17 protein-coding genes are annotated in these 18725 nt (G+C 69.2%); 11 read left to right on the top strand and 6 right to left on the bottom strand.

The genetic code is table 11. The annotated features are described in order from the left end of the window. Window positions 1-25 precede the first annotated feature (25 nt). The 3 genes from QFZ52_RS12770 (at window position 26) to QFZ52_RS12760 (ending at window position 2845) form a co-directional block, all read left to right on the top strand. On the top strand, window positions 26-1498 hold the full coding sequence (locus tag QFZ52_RS12770) for an amino acid permease (RefSeq protein WP_307497969.1): 1473 nt from the start codon (window positions 26-28) through the stop codon (window positions 1496-1498). A 174-nt stretch (window positions 1499-1672) separates the two neighbouring features. After that, on the top strand, window positions 1673-2266 hold the full coding sequence (locus QFZ52_RS12765) for a GNAT family N-acetyltransferase (RefSeq protein ID WP_307497968.1): 594 nt from the start codon (window positions 1673-1675) through the stop codon (window positions 2264-2266). 54 nt (window positions 2267-2320) lie between these two features. Next, window positions 2321-2845 carry a GNAT family N-acetyltransferase gene (locus tag QFZ52_RS12760; protein WP_307497967.1) on the top strand — a complete coding sequence of 175 codons (525 nt, stop codon included), beginning with the start codon at window positions 2321-2323 and terminating at the stop codon, window positions 2843-2845. A gap of 76 nt (window positions 2846-2921) precedes the next feature. Here the strand turns inward: QFZ52_RS12760 and QFZ52_RS12755 are convergent, their stop codons facing one another. Next, the gene (locus QFZ52_RS12755; protein ID WP_307497966.1) at window positions 2922-5135 is read right to left on the bottom strand and encodes a S9 family peptidase; all 2214 of its coding nucleotides are present in this window, start codon (window positions 5133-5135) and stop codon (window positions 2922-2924) included. Between the two features lie 65 nt (window positions 5136-5200). After that, the gene (locus QFZ52_RS12750) at window positions 5201-6445 is read right to left on the bottom strand and encodes an MFS transporter (protein WP_307497965.1); all 1245 of its coding nucleotides are present in this window, start codon (window positions 6443-6445) and stop codon (window positions 5201-5203) included. 205 nt (window positions 6446-6650) lie between these two features. On the opposite strand from QFZ52_RS12750, the gene QFZ52_RS12745 reads away from it, so the two are divergent. The 3 genes from QFZ52_RS12745 (at window position 6651) to QFZ52_RS12735 (ending at window position 8640) form a co-directional block, all read left to right on the top strand. After that, window positions 6651-7469 (top strand): MBL fold metallo-hydrolase, encoded by an 819-nt coding sequence (locus QFZ52_RS12745; RefSeq protein ID WP_307497964.1) that lies wholly within the window; start codon window positions 6651-6653, stop codon window positions 7467-7469. A 164-nt stretch (window positions 7470-7633) separates the two neighbouring features. Continuing rightward, a complete protein-coding gene (locus QFZ52_RS12740) occupies window positions 7634-7921 on the top strand; it encodes a hypothetical protein (RefSeq protein WP_307497963.1) in 288 nt (95 codons plus the stop codon). Window positions 7922-8139: 218 nt separating this feature from the next. Beyond that, entirely contained in the window at window positions 8140-8640 is a 501-nt protein-coding gene (locus tag QFZ52_RS12735) for a tetratricopeptide repeat protein (RefSeq protein WP_307497962.1), read from the top strand. 177 nt (window positions 8641-8817) lie between these two features. On the opposite strand, the gene QFZ52_RS12730 is transcribed toward QFZ52_RS12735, so the two are convergent. Continuing rightward, window positions 8818-10548, bottom strand: a complete 1731-nt coding sequence (locus QFZ52_RS12730) for an amidase (protein ID WP_307497961.1) — start codon at window positions 10546-10548, stop codon at window positions 8818-8820. A 77-nt stretch (window positions 10549-10625) separates the two neighbouring features. On the opposite strand from QFZ52_RS12730, the gene QFZ52_RS12725 reads away from it, so the two are divergent. Beyond that, window positions 10626-11252 (top strand): TetR/AcrR family transcriptional regulator, encoded by a 627-nt coding sequence (locus tag QFZ52_RS12725; protein ID WP_307497960.1) that lies wholly within the window; start codon window positions 10626-10628, stop codon window positions 11250-11252. A gap of 8 nt (window positions 11253-11260) precedes the next feature. On the opposite strand, the gene QFZ52_RS12720 is transcribed toward QFZ52_RS12725, so the two are convergent. Both QFZ52_RS12720 and QFZ52_RS12715 read right to left on the bottom strand, forming a co-directional pair. Further along, complete coding sequence (locus tag QFZ52_RS12720; protein WP_307497959.1) at window positions 11261-12172, bottom strand: phosphatase PAP2 family protein; 912 nt, start codon at window positions 12170-12172, stop codon at window positions 11261-11263. 116 nt (window positions 12173-12288) lie between these two features. After that, on the bottom strand, window positions 12289-12564 hold the full coding sequence (locus tag QFZ52_RS12715) for a MafI family immunity protein (RefSeq protein WP_307497958.1): 276 nt from the start codon (window positions 12562-12564) through the stop codon (window positions 12289-12291). A gap of 301 nt (window positions 12565-12865) precedes the next feature. Between QFZ52_RS12715 and QFZ52_RS12710 the strand changes: the two genes are divergently transcribed. From QFZ52_RS12710 to QFZ52_RS12695, 4 genes are all read left to right on the top strand, one after another. Next, on the top strand, window positions 12866-14281 hold the full coding sequence (locus QFZ52_RS12710; protein ID WP_307497957.1) for an extracellular solute-binding protein: 1416 nt from the start codon (window positions 12866-12868) through the stop codon (window positions 14279-14281). Further along, window positions 14281-15153, top strand: a complete 873-nt coding sequence (locus QFZ52_RS12705) for a carbohydrate ABC transporter permease (protein ID WP_307497956.1) — start codon at window positions 14281-14283, stop codon at window positions 15151-15153. Before QFZ52_RS12710 ends, QFZ52_RS12705 begins: the two co-directional genes overlap by 1 nt. Window positions 15154-15161: 8 nt before the next feature. Then, window positions 15162-16049 (top strand): carbohydrate ABC transporter permease, encoded by an 888-nt coding sequence (locus QFZ52_RS12700; RefSeq protein ID WP_307497955.1) that lies wholly within the window; start codon window positions 15162-15164, stop codon window positions 16047-16049. Window positions 16050-16150: 101 nt separating this feature from the next. Next, on the top strand, window positions 16151-17524 hold the full coding sequence (locus tag QFZ52_RS12695) for a glycoside hydrolase family 32 protein (protein WP_307497954.1): 1374 nt from the start codon (window positions 16151-16153) through the stop codon (window positions 17522-17524). A gap of 116 nt (window positions 17525-17640) precedes the next feature. Here QFZ52_RS12695 and QFZ52_RS12690 read toward each other — a convergent pair whose 3' ends face one another. Further along, complete coding sequence (locus QFZ52_RS12690) at window positions 17641-18711, bottom strand: LacI family DNA-binding transcriptional regulator (protein WP_307497953.1); 1071 nt, start codon at window positions 18709-18711, stop codon at window positions 17641-17643. Window positions 18712-18725: the final 14 nt, after the last annotated feature.

The following is an 18725-nucleotide window of genomic DNA, read 5'->3' as shown; positions in this document are numbered from 1 at the left end:
TGAAGGGTCCGTACACTTGTCTACCGTGTCAGATACAACGCAGCAGGAGCGCACCGAGGGCCAGGCCAACAGGCAGGGTTCCAGCGCCGCAGACAGCACCACTCTCAGCGCCGAGGGTTACAGCAAGTCCCTGAGCCGCCGTCACGTGACCATGATCGCCATGGGCGGGGCCATCGGCGTCGGACTCTTCATGGGAGCCGGCGGGCGTCTCGCCTCCACCGGCCCGGCTTTGATCTTCTCCTACGCCATCGCCGGCGTGATCGCCTACTTCCTCATGCGGGCCCTGGGCGAGCTCATCATGTACCGCCAGACCTCCGGGTCGTTCGTGTCCTACGCAGGCGAGCTCTTCGGCTCCAAGGGCGCGTTCCTCTCCGGCTGGATGTACTTCCTGAACTGGGGCATGACCGGCATCGCCGAGCTGATCGCCATCGGCCTCTACTTCCAGTACTTCTTCCCGAACGTCCCGGTGGAGATCTCCGCCATCGCGGCGCTCGTCCTCCTGGTGGCCGTGAACCTCCTTTCGGTCAAGGCCTTCGGCGAGTTCGAGTTCTGGGCCTCCGTCCTCAAGGTCGGCGCCATCCTGATCTTCCTCGTGGTCGGCACCGTCCTGGTCGTCATGAACGCCCAGGTCGGCCCCTCGCACGCCAGCCCGGCCAACCTCTTCGCGGGCGACGGCGGCATGTTCCCGCATGGCGCTCTGGTCATGGTCCTCGTGCTCAACGCCGTCATCTTCGCCTACAACGCGATCGAACTGGTGGGCATCACCGCCGGTGAGATGCAGAACCCGGCCCGCGAGGTGCCGAAGGCGATCCGCGCCGTCGTGATCCGCATCGTGGTCTTCTACGTCGGCTCCGTGACCCTGCTGGCCATGCTCCTCCCGAGCGACCAGTACAAGGCCGGCACCAGTCCCTTCGTCACCGTGTTCGGCCAGATGGGCCTGCCGTGGATGGGCGATGTCATGAACTTCATCGTCATCACCGCGGCACTGTCCTCCTGCAACTCCGGCCTGTACTCGATCGGCCGCATCTTCCGCACCATGGCCAACAACGGGCACGCCCCGAAGTGGCTCACCAAGATGTCCTCGCGGCACATCCCGTTCGCGGCCATCCTGGCGATCGGCGCGTTCTACCTCGTCGGCATCATCCTGAACGTCTGGCTCGGTGGCTCCCACGCCTTCGACCTGGCGCTCAACACCGCGTCGATCGGCGTGATCTTCACCTGGGGCTCGATCTTCGCCTGCCAGATCATGCTCCGGAAGAAGAAGGGCGAGGTCTCCAGCCTCCCCATGCCGGGTTCGCCCTGGACCAGCTGGGCCGGTCTCGTGGCGCTCCTGATCATCACCGTGCTGATCGGTTTCGACACCACCAAGGGCTCCGACGGCAGCGTGTTCTACCTCGGCGCCTGGACCCTCGCGACCGTGCCGCTGTTCGCGCTGCTCCTGTGGCTCGGCTGGCTCAAGGTGCGGAACAACAAGCCGAAGAACGAACTCTTCAGCTGACAGTCCACCGGTTGCCGGGACCCGCGGTCCCGGCCCGGACGGACTGAGCGCACGACGGCGGCGCCTCCCTACGCGGGAGGCGCCGCCGTCGTCGTTTCCGGAGCTTCGCCGGTGCAGATGAACGCTTGGTGAACCCCTTGGAATCCGGGCCGTCCGGGCCGCACAATAGTCCTCGTGCAAAAAATCGATCCCGTGACGCTGCGCGGGAAATACGTCACCCTCGAACCCCTGAGCCGGGACCACGAAGCCGGGCTGGTCGAGGCCGTCCACGACGGCGAGCTGTGGAACCTCTGGTACACCTCCGTGCCGCGTCCGGAGGCGATGGGGGCCGAGATCGACCGTCGCCTGGCACTGCAGGAGACGGGCAGCATGCTGCCCTTCACGGCCTTCTCCAACGCGACCGGCCAGGTGCTCGGGATGACGAGTTTCATGAACATCGACCATGCGCTGCCCCGGCTGGAGATCGGTTCGACGTGGAACCGCCGCTCGGCTCACGGCACCGGCACCAACGCCGATTCCAAGTACCTGCTGCTGCGCCACGCCTTCGAGACGGTGGGCTGCGTGGCGGTGGAATTCCGGACCAATTGGCTCAATCACCAGTCGCGCGAAGCGATCGCCCGGCTCGGCGCGAAGCAGGACGGGGTGCTGCGCAGCCAGGCCCTGACGCCCGAGGGGGTGCTGCGGGACACCGTGGTGTTCTCCATCCTGGCGGGGGAGTGGGCCGCCGTGAAGAGGAACCTGGAGTACCGGCTGGGCAAGGCCCGCTGAGGCGGGCCGGGCGCGTGACAAGACGGAGCGCACGGAGTTTGCTTCAATGAGGGGATGCTGACTCTGATCGCGCCCCACGCCGACGCCTACGACGCCTGGAAGGACTGCCTGCACGACTTCGGCGACGGCCCTCTGGACGGCTCCGGATTCAACCAGGAAGTGGCCGCGCCGAACCTGAGCCGGGACGGGTTCGAACAGTACTTGAAGCAGCGGCTCACCGAGGGTGACACGTCCGTGGAACCGGCTCCGGGCCGGGTGCACTGCAGCTACTACTGGATCGTGGAGGACGGCCAGGACGAGATCCTCGGCTTCCTGGCCATCCGGCACGACCTCAACGACTTCCTGTTCAACTACGGCGGCCACATCGGCTACTCGGTGCGGCCCTCCGCGCGTCGCCGGGGTGTCGCGACCAAGGCGCTCGCCGAATCCCTGCGGCTCGCCCCGGGCCTGGGCATCCAGGACGTCCTGGTCACGTGCGTCGAGGAGAACGAGGCCTCCCGCGCCGTGATCGAGGGCAACGACGGCCAGTACGAGGACACGCGGGACGGGTTCCGCCGGTACTGGTTCCAGGTCGGCTGACGGAGGTCGCCCGGACACACTGGAGGCCCGCCCCGAGAACGGAGCGGGCCTTCAGCGCGCGTGATGGTGGCGGGGTCTACCGCGGTCCCGCACCCGGCAGCAACTCACGGGCGCCCAGGGCGTCCGTGATGAAGGCGTAGTCCCAGGCGCGCTCGCGCCACTGGACGTAGCGGCCGGAGGCGCCGCCGTGGCCGCCCTCCATCTCGATCTTCAGGACCACGGGCTCGGAGCCGGTGTTCCTGTCCCGGAGCGCCTGGACCCACTTGGCGGGCTCCACGTACAGCACCCGGGTGTCGTTGAAGGACGTGACCGCCGCGATCTTCGGGTACGCGGTCTCCCGGATGTTTTCGTACGGCGTGTAGCTCTTCATGTACGCGTAGACCTCGGGGTCCGTGATCGGGTTGCCCCATTCCTCCCATTCGAGGGCGGAGAGCGGCAGCTCCGGATCGAGGATGGTGGTCAGCGCGTCCACGAACGGCACCTGCGCCACGATCGCCGCGTACTTCTCCGGCGCCAGGTTGGCGACGGCGCCCATGAGGAGGCCGCCGGCCGAGCCGCCCAGGGCGGCGACCCGCTGCGGGTCCACCCAGCCCGCAGCCACGAGGTGGTCCGTGGCGGCGATGAAGTCCGTGAAGGTGTTCTTCTTGGCGAGCTTCTTGCCCTGTTCGTACCAGCGCCGGCCGAGCTCGCCGCCGCCACGGATGTGGGCGTCCACGAACACGATGCCACGGTCCAGCAGGGAGAGCCGTGAGACCACGAAGGCCGGGTCCATGCTGACCTCGTAGGAGCCGTAGCCGTACACGAGGCCCGGGGCCGTCCCGTCCGGCTGCACCGAACGGTGGCGCAGCACCGACAGGGGGATGCGGGTCCCGTCGGAGGCCGTGGCCCACTCGCGGGTGGCCACGTAGTCGGACGGGTCGTAACCGCCGAGCACGGGCTGTTCGCGGCGCAGCAGCAGCTCACCGGACGGGGCCGCCGCCGTCGGAAGCACGAAGTCGTACACCCGGGTCGGTGTGAAGAAGGTCGTGTAGCTCAGGCGCACCATGGGCGCTGCGAAGTCGGCGCCGCTCAGGTAGGACGTGAACAGTTCCTCGTCGAAGACGGGTTCCACCGGCTCGGCCTGCCGCGAGGTGCCCAGGCCTTCGCGGGGCAGGAACTGCACGCGTTCCAGGGTGTCCTGACGCGCCGAGAGGACGACGAAGTCCTTCAGGATCGCGGTTCCGTTGACGCGGACGTCGTCGGAGTGCGGCACCAGCGTGATCCACTGCTGGTCCTCCAGCGGTCGGGACAGCTCGTCCCATGCGACGAAGGAGACCATGGAGTTCACGGCGTCGCGGTCGTGGGTCAGCAGGACGCCGTCCACGGGCTCGCCGTCGTCCTCCGTCACCAGGACGAACGGCTCCGCCTCGTAGAGGATCCGCGCGTCGCGGGGGATCACGGTGCGCAGGCCGGCGCCCGGATCGGCGAAGTCGAGCAGGCGCACTTCGCTGTACTCGGAGCAGGACGACGCGACCACCAGGTGGGTCCGTTCGGCGGACAGCTCGAAGCCGAGCCACATGCCGGGGTCGTCCTCCTGGTAGACGAGCTCGTCCTCCTCCACCGGGGTGCCCAGGGTGTGGCTGCGGACCTGGTGCGGACGCCAGGTCTCGTCCACCACCGTGTAGAACAGGCGCGTGCCGTCAGGGGAGAAGGCGAGCCCGTAGAAGGCTCCCTCGATCACGTCCGGCAGGAGCTCGCCCGTCCGGAGGTCCTTGATGCGGACGGTGAAACGCTCGTCGCCGGCGTTGTCCACGGCGTAGGCGTACAGGGTGCCGTCCCGCGTCACGGCCGTGCCGCCCACGGAGAAGAACGGCTGCCCCTCGGCTTCCGCGTTGCCGTCCAGGAGGGTCTGCTCGCCGTCGAGCACGACGTCGGCCGCCACCACCGGCGGCGTCCAGTCGGCCAGGGCGTCGCCGGAGTCCGCTGCCGCCACGCGGCAGAACACCGGGTAGTCCTTGCCCTCGGCGGTCCGTGTGAAGTACCACCAGCCGTCCTTGCGCCCGGGCACCGAGAGGTCGGTCTCAAGAGTGCGGCCCTTGATCTCCTGGAAGATCGCCTCACGGAGGGGCTCCTGGTCCGCGGTCACGGCCTCCTGGTAGGCGTTCTCCGCCTCGAGGTGCTGCACGACCTCGGCGTTCTCCTTGTCCCGGAGCCATTCGTAATCGTCCACGAACAGGTCCCCGTGGTGGGAGCGTTCGACGGGGACTTTCTTGGCGCGGGGCGGCTGAGGAGCGTGTGGTGTTGCGGTCATGACCCCAGCCTAGTGGGACGGGAAGCGCTGGAGAGGGGGTGGGGGATCGGCTCTCGGCGAACGTCTCAAGCCGCCGTGAATCTCCGCCAGGCCGGGCTCAGGCTGAAGGCGGCGGCCACCGCGATGAGGAGGCCCGCGAGTGCCAGCCAGGCCGATGGCACGCCGGCGATCTGTGCCAGCACTCCGGCGGCCACCGAGAAGACGGCTTTGGCGAGTCCGGCGCCCGCATTCCGGACCGCCATGTACCGGCCGATCTCGCCGTCCGGGGCCAGCTGGTTGGTCGCGATCTGCATGCCGACCACGTGGGCCGTGATGACCAGGGCGGCGATGCCGACCAGGAGGACCGACACCACGGCCGGCCAGTGCGGCACCAGGAGCAGGCACAGCACGCCGCCGGTCACCAGGGCGTAGCGCTGGACCATCCTCCGGACGCGGGCCGAGGGGCCGAGGAGCGCTCCGGCGAGGACGCCGCCCAGCATGGCGGAGATGTCCAGCGCCGAGTAGAACGGGGCGGATCCGGGAACGACGGCGTTCGCGTAGGAGGGCAGGAGGGCGGTGACGAATTGCAGTGCACCGCTGCTGGGGATCGAGACGAGGAGCACGAGTGCGAGCAGCCGTCCGCCGTCGAGGGGCTGCGGTGCGCTCTCGGCGCCGATGACGGAGACCTCCGCGCCCGACGACGGCGCCCCACTCTGCGGCGCGCCTGGCCGCACGGCCCGCGCCGGTCCGCCGTCGGCCGCCTCCGCCCGATCGCCACGGCCCAGGGCGCGGATGAGCAGGACGCTCACGGCGTACAGCGCACCCGCGGCGGCGAAACACCACGCGGCGCCGACGAGGGCCAGGAGCAGGCCGGACACCCCGCTGCCGATCACGCCGCCGATGATCGTGGTCGAGGAGATCCGCCCCTGGACCGCGGGGAGGTCCGGCCGTCCGATGATCTGCCGGAGCGCGCGGGCCAGCGCGCTCTTGTTGGCGAGTTTGGCGATGCTCAGGGCCGCTTGCGAGGCGCAGAAGAGGGTGATGAGCGCCGCCGTCGGCAATCCGGTCATGACGGTGGCCGCGAGAGCCAGCGAGAAGGCCACGCAGATCCAGTTCGTCCGGCTCAGGGTGGTGATCGCGGAGCCGCGGTCGAAGGCGCGGCGCAGCGCCACACCCGCGATGACGCCCGGAAGGTAGGCGAAGGCGTTCACCACCCCGACCACCGAGGCGCTGCCGGTGAGATGGAGCGTGGTCCACATCAGCGCGATGAGCTGGAGGCCCTCCGCGACCGCGCCCACCGCGGCGAAGCAGGTCAGTGCCCACTTGTGCATGCCGGCCCCTTCCCTGAACGCCGTCGACCGTGGCCATTAAGCCATCCAGGGTCCGGTCGCGCGAGTCACACGGCTCCTCGCCTCCCCAGCGCAGGGCCGTCCCGCCTACGCGTGTCTCAGGGAAGCGGCAGGGAGCGGAGGTACGATGAGCGACATCCAGGGAGTCGGCCCGCGTGCCTGCTCACCGGCGATACAGGAGGTTTCCGTGGCGGTGCACGATGTCGGTCTGCGAGATCTGGGGCAGGGCAGTTACGTCCTGACCACGGAGGCGGAGTTTCTCAACACCGGGCTGGTGGTGGGGCAGGAGAGGGCCCTCGTCATCGACACCGGATGCGGTCCGCGGCAGGGCCGGGAGATCCTGGAGGCGGTGCGCGGCGTGACCGATCTGCCGCTCGTGGTGGTGAACACCCACGCGCACTACGACCACTTCTTCGGCAATGCCGTGTTCGAGGAGGCGGGAGTCACCGAGTTCTGGGCTCATGAGAACGCCGCCCGCGCCATCGAGGAATCCGGCGAGGCGCAGCGTCCGGCGGTGGAGGTCTTCGAGCCTGAGATGGCGGCCGGCGAGGGCGACGCGACGGCACTCGTGGTGCCGCAGGCGATCGTCCGGGATCAGCCGGTCCTGGTGGATCTGGGTGGCAGGAGCGTGGGGCTCTTCCACCTGGGGCGAGGCCATACCGACGGCGACCTCCTGGTGGGCTCCGCGACGACCCTTTATGCGGGTGACCTGGTCGAACACGGCGGCTACCCGGCGTTCGAGGACTCCTATCCGGTGGACTGGGCGGACGCCCTGCGGCATATCTCGGCGCTGCGCCACCGCTACGAGTACCTGGTCCCCGGTCATGGCGCTCCGATGGACGACCGCGAAGTGAAGACCATGGCGGACACCATGGCGATGGCGGTCCGCCAGGCGCACCAGGCCACGCGCGAGACGCCCGACGACGCCACCAAGGCCATTCCGGTGCTCCCGTACGGCCCGGAGCAGTCCCGGCACTTCATCCGAAGGCTCCGCGTCACGGCGTAGGGCGGCGCGAGCTGGCGCCGGAAGCCCGGAAGTGCCCCCTTGCCACCGTCGTTCGCTTCTGGATAGCCTGAAAGCTCGACGATCGAGCATTTATGGCTGTCGAGGGAAGTGGGTGGCCGCACTGTTCGGCATCTCTCTCGGGACGGCTCCGGAAAGGGGACAGGATGAACGACGCCAGGAATGAAGAACGCAATTCAGGGAAGCCCGTCGAACGGCAGTCGGCCGACGACGCCGTGGCCGAGGATGAGGTGACGCCGTCGTCGCAGGGACTCGGCGCCGTCCTCGGCGATGCCGAGCGGACGCCCAACCCGGGTCCCGTCAAGGAACCCAGCCCGGCCGACAAGGCCGCGATCGAGCAGGTCTCCGAGGAGTACGAAGTCGTGCGCACCGAGGACGGCGAGGACTACCTTCAGCAGCGTGAGAGCAGCGACGGCGGCGACCACCAGAACTGAGTGGCGGTTCCGAGCACCACGCCGACCGCCACTTCGACCGCCACTCCGACCATCATGAAGGCCGTCCGGGCACTCCCGGGCGGCCTTCATGCTGTCCGATCGGCGCTGAGTTCGTGGGTTCCGGGTCAGTTCGTGGACTGGGCCCGCGAACTCGCCCGGAAACCACGAACTCAGCCGTGCTCGCTTGCCGTATTTTCCGGGCATGCCAGAATGCCTGGATGGATGAAACATGGGACGGGCGGATCGCCGCCTTCTGGGCCGACGCAGACGGCCGCGATCCGGAAATCCTCCTCGCCGCGATGAAGGACCTCGCCCGGGAGCGGCCGGAAGGCGACCCGGCCGTCCTGTACGAACTCGCCTCGGTCCACGATTTCCTGGGGTACGAAAGCCGGGCGATTCCGCTGTATCAGGCGGCGCTCGACGGCGGTCTGGGCGGTGAACGCAGACCGCAGGCGATCATCCAGCTGGCCAGTTCCCTGCGGAACGTCGGACGCGCGCCGGAGGCCGTGAGCCTCCTGGAGGACTTTCCGGAGGACCCGACGACGGGCTCGGCGTCGCGGGCCTTCCTCGCCTTGGCGCTGTTCGACGCCGGCCGTTCCCGGGAGGCTCTGCAGGTCGCCCTGGCTGCGCTCGCACCGACGCTCCCGTTGTACTCGCGCCCGGTCGCGGCCTACGCCGACGAGCTGAAGGAGCCCGGAACCGGGGCGTCCGCGAGCTGAGTTCGTGGGTTCCAGGTGAGTTCGTGGACTGTGCCCACGAACTCACCTGGAATCCACGAATTCGGCGGGCTCGCCCGGGAAACCACGAACTCGCGGTACCGGCGAGCCGCTGCTGGGACGCCGCTGGGACGCCGCTGAGACCCCGCTGAGACCCCGCCCGGCCGGTCCGCCCCGGCCTCAGCCCAGGCGCGGCGTCCGCGGGGGTTCGGTGCGGCGCTCGCCGGTGGCCTCGAACGCGGCGGCCAGGGCCAGGAGTTCGTTGTCCGTGTAGGCCTTGCCCCAGAAGCTCAGCCCGACCGGCATGCCGATGTCCGCCATGGTGCCCATCGGCACCGTGACCGTGGGGATGCCGAGGTGACGTGGGACCAGATTGCCGTTCGACACCCACACCCCGTTCCGCCATCCGAGATCCGCGGACTCCTCCCGCACGTCCATGTCGGCCGGTCCGACATCGGCCGCGGCCGGCAGGATCACGGCGTCCAGGCCCAACCCGTCCATCCACTCCTCGAGGTCCACGCGTCGGGTCTTCTCCAGGCCCAGGAGCCCGGATTCCAGGGTGTACAGTTCGCGCGGATGGGTGATCGGCCGCTCGGCCACGACTGCGGGGTACTCGGCGATGTCGTCGTCGAAGCCCGTGTAGCGGTCCGGGAGCGCGCCCTCCGGGTGCGGGAAGATCGAGGCTCCGTCCACCTGGGCCAGGCTGTTGAGCGCCGGGTCGCCGTTGGCGGCGAGGAAGTCGTCCCAGCTCCAGGCGGAGAGATCGACGATCTCCTCCTGCAGGTACTCCGGGGAGACGAATCCACGGGTCGTGATGCTCGGTGCGCCCGGACGGTCCGACTCATAGTTCGACACCACGGGGAAGTCGACCTCCACGACCTCGGCACCCGCGGCTTCGAGGTCCCGGCGGGCCGCCTCCCACAGGGCGATCACCGAAGCCCGCGTGTCGATCTTCTGCCCCGTGGGGCCGCCGATGCCCCGCGCGGACGGCGCCTCACCCTCGGCGAGGGTGCCGGCGTCGTCGTCCTTGTTGATGTACATCTTCGGCACGCCGAAGCGCTTGCCGCGCAGCAGGGCGGCGCGCTCGCCGCGGTCGGCGGGGACGAGAGCCGGGTAGGACGCCGGGTGGACCTCCGACGACGCCGGGACGTCCACGAACTCCTGGACGCGCCAGAAGTCGCCGCGGGTCTCGGTGTCATCGGCGACGATCACGTCCAGGACCTCCAGCAGGTCGTCCATGCTGCGGGTGTGCGGCACAACGACATCCATGGTGGGGACGAGCGGCCAGTTGCCGCGCACGGAGATGACGCCGCGGGAGGGCGTGTAGGCGCACAGTGCGTTGTTCGACGCCGGGGCGCGGCCGCTGGACCACGTCTCCTCGCCGAGGCCGAAGGCGGCGAAGCTGGCGGCGGTCGCGGTTCCGGAGCCGTTGGAAGAGCCGGACCCGAAGGCCGCCGTGAGGAAGTCGCCGTTGTAGGGGCTCTCGGCACGGCCGTAGACGCCGCGCTGCATCCCGCCGTTGGCCATGGGCGGCATGTTCGTCAGACCGACCAGCACCGCGCCGGCGCCGCGCAGCCGCTCGATGGTGAAGGCGTCCTTCTGCGCGACCAGGGCCTGGAAGGCGGGGGAGCCTGCCGCGGCGGTGAGGCCCTTCGCGAGGTACGAGTCCTTCGCGGTGTAGGGGATCCCGTCCAGAGGGCCGCGCGTCTCGCCGGCGGCGCGCCGGGCGTCCGAGGCTTCGGCGTCCGCGCGGGCGGCGGGATTCATGACCACGACGGCGTGGAGCTCGCCGTCGTAGGCCTCGATGCGGGCGAGGTAGGCGTCCAGAAGCTCGACGGCGGTGGTCTCGCCGGAGTCGAGGGCGGCGCGCAGCTGCGCGATGGAGGCTTCGACGACGTCGATGCGGGCCATGGTGTCTCCCTTGAGGGCGGATGCTATTTGTTGATCGAGTGATCAATTAGTTCAACGGTAGCTAGACTGGGGCCACCATGTCAACGAAAAACTCCCCGGAGACGTCCGCGCGGCAGGCGCCCCGCGTGCGCAAGAGTCCCGCCGAACGGCACGCCGAGATCCGGGAGGCGGCCGCCGTCGTCGCGCTGGAAGAAGGGCTCGCGGCCATCACGCTGCGCCGGGTGGCCCGGCAGCTGGGGGTGGCGTCCGGGCTCGTGGCGCACTACGAGCCGCGGATCGAGGATTTCGTGGCGGCCACTTTCGCGCGGATCGCCGCGGAGGACCGGGTCGAGGTGGAGCGGTCGATGGCGGATCTCGACGACGCCGCACTGCGCCTGCGCGCCGTGCTCGCCAGTTCGCTGGACTCGGAGCGGCTGCCCGTCACCGCCGTCTGGGTCGAGGCCTGGGGTCTGGGCCGCCGCAATGAAGCCCTCGCCGCGGCCGTCCGCGAGGAGATGGACGCGTGGCAGGAGCTGCTCCGGAGTGTCATCCGGGACGGGGTGCGTGCGGGGGTCTACTCGGCGCCCGATCCGGCCGCCGTGGCCTGGCAGGTGCTCGGCATGATCGACGGGCTCAACGCCCAGGCGCTCGTGCGCTGGGAGGGCGTGCCCGACCGCCGCGAACATTTCCTCTCCGCGGTGGAGCACCTGCTCGGGGTGAGCTGACGCGCAGGCTACCGCTTCGGGCGGCTCAGCAGGAGGACGCCCGCCCAGGACACCGTGTACGCGACGGCGGAGATCGCCGCGACGCCTGACCAGAAGGCGCGGGTGTCCACCCCGTCGCTGCCGGTCATGCTCAGCGAGCCGAGCGGCAGCTGGGGGAAGACGACGGCGGCCGCGGCGCTCAGCACCGCGATCAGCAGGGTGACCGTGGACCAGAAACGCCGGTTGGACAGCACGCGGGAGGCGCCGCCGCCGGCGGGTTCCGGGTGCCGCGCCTCATGCAGCAGGACCGGGATGGCGGTGAGGGCGGAGACCGCGCCCACCACGAGCAGCGCCGCAGCCACATCCGCGGGACGGTGCCAGAGGTTGACCACCGTGGACGCGCCCGAGACGAAGGCGAAAGTGCCGCCGAGCGCGGCCGCGAGCGGGCGCCAGCGGGGCGGAACGGCCAGGGTCACGGCCGCGGCGGCGCTGGCGGCCAGAGTGGTGTGCCCGGAGGGCAGGGAGTTGTTGGTGGGTGTCTCGACGCCGAGATCCGGGCGGCTGAACACGGTGTACTTCAGGACCTGCGTCGCCAGGTTCGCCGCGACCGCCGCGATGACGGCCCACAGTGCCGGTGTCCACCGTCTGCCGACGAACGCGACCAGTCCGACGATGATCGCGGCCAGGATGATGGATGCCGCCGGGAGGTTGTCCAGGACCGCCGTGGTCACCTTGTCCAGACGCCCGCCGCTCATGGCTCTGGCCTGGGACAGCACCAGGGCGTCGAGGGTCTGACCGTCCACGGTCCGGACGAAGAAACGGTACATCCAGAGGATTCCGAGTGCTCCGAGGACGGCGCCGAAGGCCAGGGCGAGCGGGCGCCAGGCGGAGCCGCGGCCTTGGCGGGCTCCCCGGTGCTCGAGCGTGCTGATCGGTGACATGGGTCCAGCGTGACACAGGAATCTGGAAGCCGCCGGTACGCCGGCTTTCCTGGCCATCGTCAGGCCCCGGACGTCCAGTGCCCGTCGGTGCTCCTCAAGCGGACTAGGGCCCGAACTCAGCCCTCGACGGCGTCCTCCCACAGGCAGTCTGTGTATTCAGGTGCGGCTCCAAGCGCGGAACCGAGATGCTCGAGCTCGCGAATGACGCTGCTCTTCAAGGCCACGTCCCATTCGTAGATCTGCGTGCACAGGATCTCGAAGGCCAGCTCCCACTCGCCCGCATCGATGAACGATTGAACGTTGCTGATGTCGTCCATGCTGAGCCCGGTGGCGGCATCCATCGCGCGATGGAGAGCGACCGTGATCTCTTCCGGAGTCGGCTTCGTCGTCATGGAACCCCCTGGGAAGCTCGTGGTGTGAGATCACGATACCGGGAACCCTGCCGGATCGTGCCTGCCACCGGGATCGGTGAGGTGGGGATCCCGAGGCTGCCGTGGTCCGCCGGCGCTGCGCCCCGCTCCACGCCGGGGCGAACGCCCGGCGAGCCGGCCCGGCGTCGTCGTCAGCGAGGATGAAGACTGTTTCCGCAGTTCAGCGACTTGACAAAAAGTGATCCTTGACACAAAGGGCGCGTGGAACCTAATCTACCTAACACGTGTTAGGTGCGACGTCGCACCAGGAAAGGTACAACTCATGGCAAGCAAAGTGGGAGCGGTCGGGGACATCACCCGCCGTGCCGCGCTCGGCGCCCTGGGAGTCGGAGTGGTGGGGGTGACAGCGGCGTCGTGGCCGCGTCTGACCGCAGCCGACATCCCCGGCCGGGGCGACAACAGCCTCAGCATCGTCATCCAGGGCACCAAGGCGGACGCGGCCGCCCGCGAGAAGCTCGTGGCCGACTTCAACAAGGTGCACCCCGAGATCAAGGTCAAGGTGCAGGCCATCCAGTCCGTGGACTGGAAGGACTTCTTCGTCAAGCTCCTCACCATGGTCGCCGCCGGTCAATCGCCGGACCTGGTGTACGTCGCCACCGAAGGCACGCAGCTCTTCGCCGAACGCCTCGCCGAGCCGCTGGACCGCTTCGTGCAGCGCGATGCCTCGGTGCTCCAGGAGTACTTCGACGACGTCCATCCGAGCCTCGTGGAAGCCATGATGTACAAGGGCAGCCTGTACCAGCTTCCGCTCGACTGGAACGCCGCGAACATGTACTTCAACACCTCCGCCCTGAAGAAGGCCGGACTGGAGCTTCCTCCGGCGGACTGGAGCCACCTGGACTTCCGGAACATGCTCAGCTCCATGAAGCAGGCCAACGGCAGCGACTTCACCCCGTATTACTGGACCAACCGTCTCTTCGGCGGCGTGGTGCCGTGGCTCTACATCAACGACACGAGCTTCCTGAAGGAGACCAAGGCCAGTGGCGGCCGCTGGCTCTGGGACGGCTTCTACAAGAACGACCCCAGCAGCAAGATGCGCGCGGGCGGTTCGCTCTGGGAGTCCCCGAACGCCCTCGACTCCCGCGTGGAGGAGTCCTTCGACTTCCTGCGCGGGCTGGTCAAGGACGGCCTGGGTGTCCGCCCCGAAGAGGGTGGCGGCAATTCCCTGGTGGGGCTCTTCGCCTCCGGCCGCATCGGCAGCACGCCCGCGGGCGGCTACTGGGTGGAGGGTCTGCATGAGGCGGGCATGAAGGAGGACGAGTTCGACGTCTCCTTCTTCCCCCAGTGGCGCACGCAGCGGCACCAGTTCGGCACCGCCGGTTACGCCATCATGAAGACGGCCAAGGACAAGGACGCCGCCTGGGAGTTCGTGAAGTGGGCGGCCTCCAAGCCGGCCATGGAAGTGGCCTTCGCCCTGCCGACCACCACGCCCACCCGGCGGTCGATGGTCAACGAGGCCCTGTACTCCGGCAAGGGGCCGAAGCACTGGAAGGTCTTCTACGACACCCTGGACAAGTTCCCGTCCACCGGCCCCATCCCGGCGCCGCCGGAGCAGGCCGCCGTGGAGACCGCGCTGATCAAGAACGTCTCGCTGGCCGTCTCCGGTGACCAGGCCCAGCTCAAGAACGCCATGAAGTCCCTCGAGCGGGATCTCGACCTGGCCCTCGGGAGGAACTGATGAAACAACAACGCTGGCTCCCGTGGGTCTTCCTGGCACCCACCATCGCGGGCATGGGCATCTTCACGCTCATCCCGATCGTGGCCTCGATCGTCCTGGCCTTCTTCCACTGGGACATCATCTCCGCCCCCGAATTCGTGGGCTTCGCCAACTTCGCCGAAGTGGCCCAGAGCCCCACGGTCCAGGTCTCGTTCGTCAACACGATCCTCTTCGTGGTGGTGGCCGTGGCGCTGCAGCTGGGCATCGCCCTCGGTCTGGCCGTCCTGGTCACCGAGAAGCTCCCCAACTGGCTCCGCAGCTTCTTCCGCAGCGCGCTGTTCTTCCCGCTCGTCCTCTCGGCCGCCTCGGTGTCCATCTTCATGAAGTACCTCTTCAATGAGAAGTTCGGCGTGGTGAACTGGCTGCTGTCCCTGCTCAATATCCCCTCGGTGCCCTGGCTCACGAGCCCCACGGGATCCGCGGCCGTGATCGTCCTGGTCTACGTGTGGCAGAACTTCGGCTTCTCCTTCCTGCTCTTCCTGGGCGGCCTGGCGTCGATCCCCACCGAGACTTACGAAGCGGCGTCCCTCGACGGCGCGACCGGCTGGCGCAAGCTCGTCCAGATCACCCTGCCCCTCCTCAGCCCCACCACCCTGGTGGCGTCGGTCATGGCGATCATCTCGGCGCTCCAGGTCTTCGACCAGCCCTACGTCCTCACCGGCGGCGGACCGGGTGACTCCACCCGCACCGCGGTCATGGTGATCTTCGAGACCGCGTTCCAGCGCCTCGAATTCGGCCAGGCCTCGGCTCTGGGCGTCATCCTGACCATCATCATCATGCTGATCACGGCGGCGCAGTTCCGTCTCAGCAAGCGCTTCGTCTTCTACCAGTGAGGCCCGCCATGACCACCACCCAGACTCTCCGGCCCCGTGGCACCTCCACCGTGGACCCCGCACCGAAAACCCGCCGTCGCATCGACTGGAGCATGACCGGACGGATCGTCATCCTGGCGATCGCCGCCGTGTTCACCATCGGGCCCGTGCTGTGGACCCTGTCCACCTCACTGCGCCTGCCGAGCGAATCCTTCAATCTGCCGCCGAGCTTCATCCCCTGGAACCCGGACTTCACGTCCTACGCCCAGGTGTTCAAGCAGCTCAACATGGGCCTGCTGGTCCTGAACAGCGCACTCGTCACGGGCCTGGTGGCCCTCGGCCAGATGGCCTCCGCCGCCCTGGCCGGGTACGCCTTCGCCCAGCTGGAGTTCAAGGGCAAGAGCGCCCTGTTCTCCGTCATCCTGGCCACCATGATGGTGCCGCTGCAGGTCACGATCGTCCCGGTCTTCCTCCTGATCCGCGGCATGGGCATCTCGGACACGCTGCTGGCCCTGATCATCCCGGCCATCCCGACGGCGTTCGGCACGTTCCTCATGCGCCAGTACTTCCTGGGCCTGCCGCCGGACCTCGCGGAAGCCGCCGCGATCGACGGCGCCACCCCGTGGCGGACGTTCCGTTCCGTGTACGCGCCGCTGGCCATGCCGGGCCTGGCGATCGTGGGCATCCTCGCCTTCAACTACCACTGGAACGAGTTCTTCCGCCCCCTGATCATGACCATCTCGGAGCAGAACTTCACCCTGCCCCTGGGCCTGGTCTCCCTCCAGGGCAACATGGGCACCGGCAGCATCTCCGTGGTCCTGGCGGGAGTGATCCTGTCCATGATCCCGGCGTTCGTGGTGTTCATCTTCGGCCAGCGCACCCTGCGGGCCGGGCTCACCTCCGGCATCGGCAAGTAACCACCTCCTCGAACGGCTCGGGTCCCTTCGCCGCCATGCTCGCGTCGTGGCGGGGAAGGGACCCGTCCGCCTCCCCGCACCTCCCCGAAAGGACCTCCTCCGTGACCCAGCCTGCAGCCCTCTCCTTCGCCAGGACGGCGGCGGAGCACCCGGATCCGTACTTCCCGCGTCTCCACCCCCGTCCGGCGCAGGGCTGGATCAACGATCCCAACGGCGTCAGCCACGTCAACGGCCGCTACCACGTGTTCTTCCAGTACAACCCGGAGTCCGCGCGGCACCACCGCATCCAGTGGGGGCATGTGAGCAGCACGGACCTGGTGCGCTGGGAGGAGCACCCCGTGGCGCTGAAGCCGCAGGACGGCGGGCCGGATGACTTCGGCTGCTGGACCGGCGTCGTCACGCTCGACGGCGGCGTCCCCACCGCGGCCTACTCGGGCGTGCGTGCCGACGGCGGCGCCTCCCAGGTGGTGATCGCGCGTGGCTCGGAGGACCTGGTGGACTGGGTTCAGACCGGGCACGTAGCGGCCTCCATGCCGGAGGACCCTCAGGTCACCGCGGTGCGGGACCCGTTCTTCTTCACTTTCGAGGGCACGCGGTACGCCATCCAGGGCGCCGGACTGGCCGACGGGCGCGCCGCGCTGCTCCTGTACCGCGTCGCCGACCTGGATGCCTGGGAGTACCTGGGGATCTGGCTCACCACGGACAATCCCGTCAACGCCCCTGCGAATCTGGCCGAGATCTGGGAATGCCCCCAGCTGGTGCGCATCCCCGACGGCGAGGGCGGGACCGCGTGGCTCGCGATGTTCTCGCTCTGGCAGAAAGACGACTTCCACGAGCACGCCCTCGGAACCGGCCACCTGGTGGGCCGTATGACCGCGGACCCGGAGACGGGTCTTCCGGTCTTCACCGCGGTCTCGGGTGGCAAGTCGGACCTCGGCCGTGACTTCTACGCCCCGCAGATCGCCCAGCTCGAGGACGCCGAGGACGGGACGCCGCGGGTGCTCCTCTCCGGCTGGGCCAACGAAGGTCCGGGCCGTGACGGCCGCCGGGGCCGCACCCAGGACGAGATCGACGCCGCGGGCTGGGCCGGCGTGCTGACCCACCCGCGGACCCTTCGTCTGGTCGACGGCCGGCTCGAGGTGGCCCCGGTCGCCGAGGTGGACGCCTGCCGCGCCGGCGAGCTGCCCTTCACCGATCGTGCGGTGACGCTGCCTGCGCAGGGCGAGGCGTCCGTCGTCGCGCGGGCGGAGTCGACGGTGACCGTCCGGCTGGGGGAGACGGTGCTGCTCCGCGAGGAGCTGGCCACGGGCCAGGAGCTCCGCGTGTTCGTCGATGCCTCGCTGCTGGAGATCTACCGGAGCGGCGGCGTCGCGACCACGCTGCGCATCTACCCGCAGCCCGGGGAGGAGCTCCGCATGGTGTTCGACGGCGACGCGCTGGCCAGCGCTTGGAGGCTCGCCCTGCCGGAGGCGTGAGGCACTTCATAGCTCGTTGAGTGCTCAGTTGTTGCGGGTGTTTCCGCTCGGAACCCGCAACAACTGAGCACTCAACGGCGTTCGGGCACGGCGTTCAGGCACGGCGATCGGGCCGATCAGGCTGGGGCAGGCCCGAGCGACCCGCGGTCCACGAAGCGTCCCCGGATGAGCTGCTCGCCCTCGAGGACACTGCGGTCCGGCGGGAGATGCTTGGACGCCTTCCGGGCGACCCGCGGCACGGCCGACAGCAGCCGGGTCATCGCGGCGGCGCCGATCTCGCGGAGGGGGAGGGCCATGGTGCTCAGCGCGGGGACCATGGTGTCCGCGATGCGCTCCTCGTCGTCGTAGCCCACTATCGAGACGTCTCCCGGCACCTGGAGGCCGAGTCCGCGGGCGGCGAGCACGGCGCCGACGGCGCAGCGGTCGTTGGCGCACAGCAGTGCGGTGGGCCGCTGGTCCGCGGGCACGGACAATGCCGCGCCGGCGGCGGCGAAACCATCGGTGATGTCCCAGCCGGTCGGGAGCACGGCGTCCTCCGGGAACGGCAGCCTCGCCTCCGCCATGGCCTCGCGGTATCCGGCCAGCCGCCGCTGGGACGCGGGGTGCGTCACGGGACCCGTGAGGAAGGCCAGCCGCCGGTGCCCGTAGGAGAGGACGTGCCGCAAAGCCTCGGCGCCGCCCCAGATCTCATCCGGCAGGACGTTGCCCACATGGCCGGGACCGCGGGAGTCGAAGCAGTTCGCGAGAATCGACGGCGCCTTCTCCATGCCCGCGGGCACCTTGAGCTCGCGCAGACCCACCGTGACGTACATGAGCGCGTCGACGTGCCGGTCCAGGAGCGTCTCGACGGCGCTGACGTCGCGCTGCTCATCCAGCTCGGTGTCCAGGCCGAGGGTCACGAAGCCTTGGGTCCGGGCCACGGCGTCCGCGCCCGCGATGATGTTGCCATCCACCGGGCCGGAGATGACACGGTCCGAGACGATCCCGATCACGCTCGTGCGCTGATTCCGCAGGCTCAGGGCCACCGCGTTGGGCTTGTAGTTCAGTTCCTTGGCGGCCTGGCGGATACGCTCCTGGCTCTCGCTGGCGATGTTGCCGTCCCCGTGGCCATTGAGCACCAGCGAGACCGCGCTGCGGGAAACCCCTGCGAGTTTCGCCACGTCCTGGGCGGTCGCCTTGCGCTGCATCCAGATCCTGCCTT

The sequence above is a fragment of the Arthrobacter woluwensis genome (genome assembly GCF_030816155.1).
In the GTDB taxonomy this organism is placed as follows: domain Bacteria; phylum Actinomycetota; class Actinomycetes; order Actinomycetales; family Micrococcaceae; genus Arthrobacter_E; species Arthrobacter_E woluwensis_A.
This window is presented reverse-complemented; position numbering and strand designations above follow the sequence as displayed.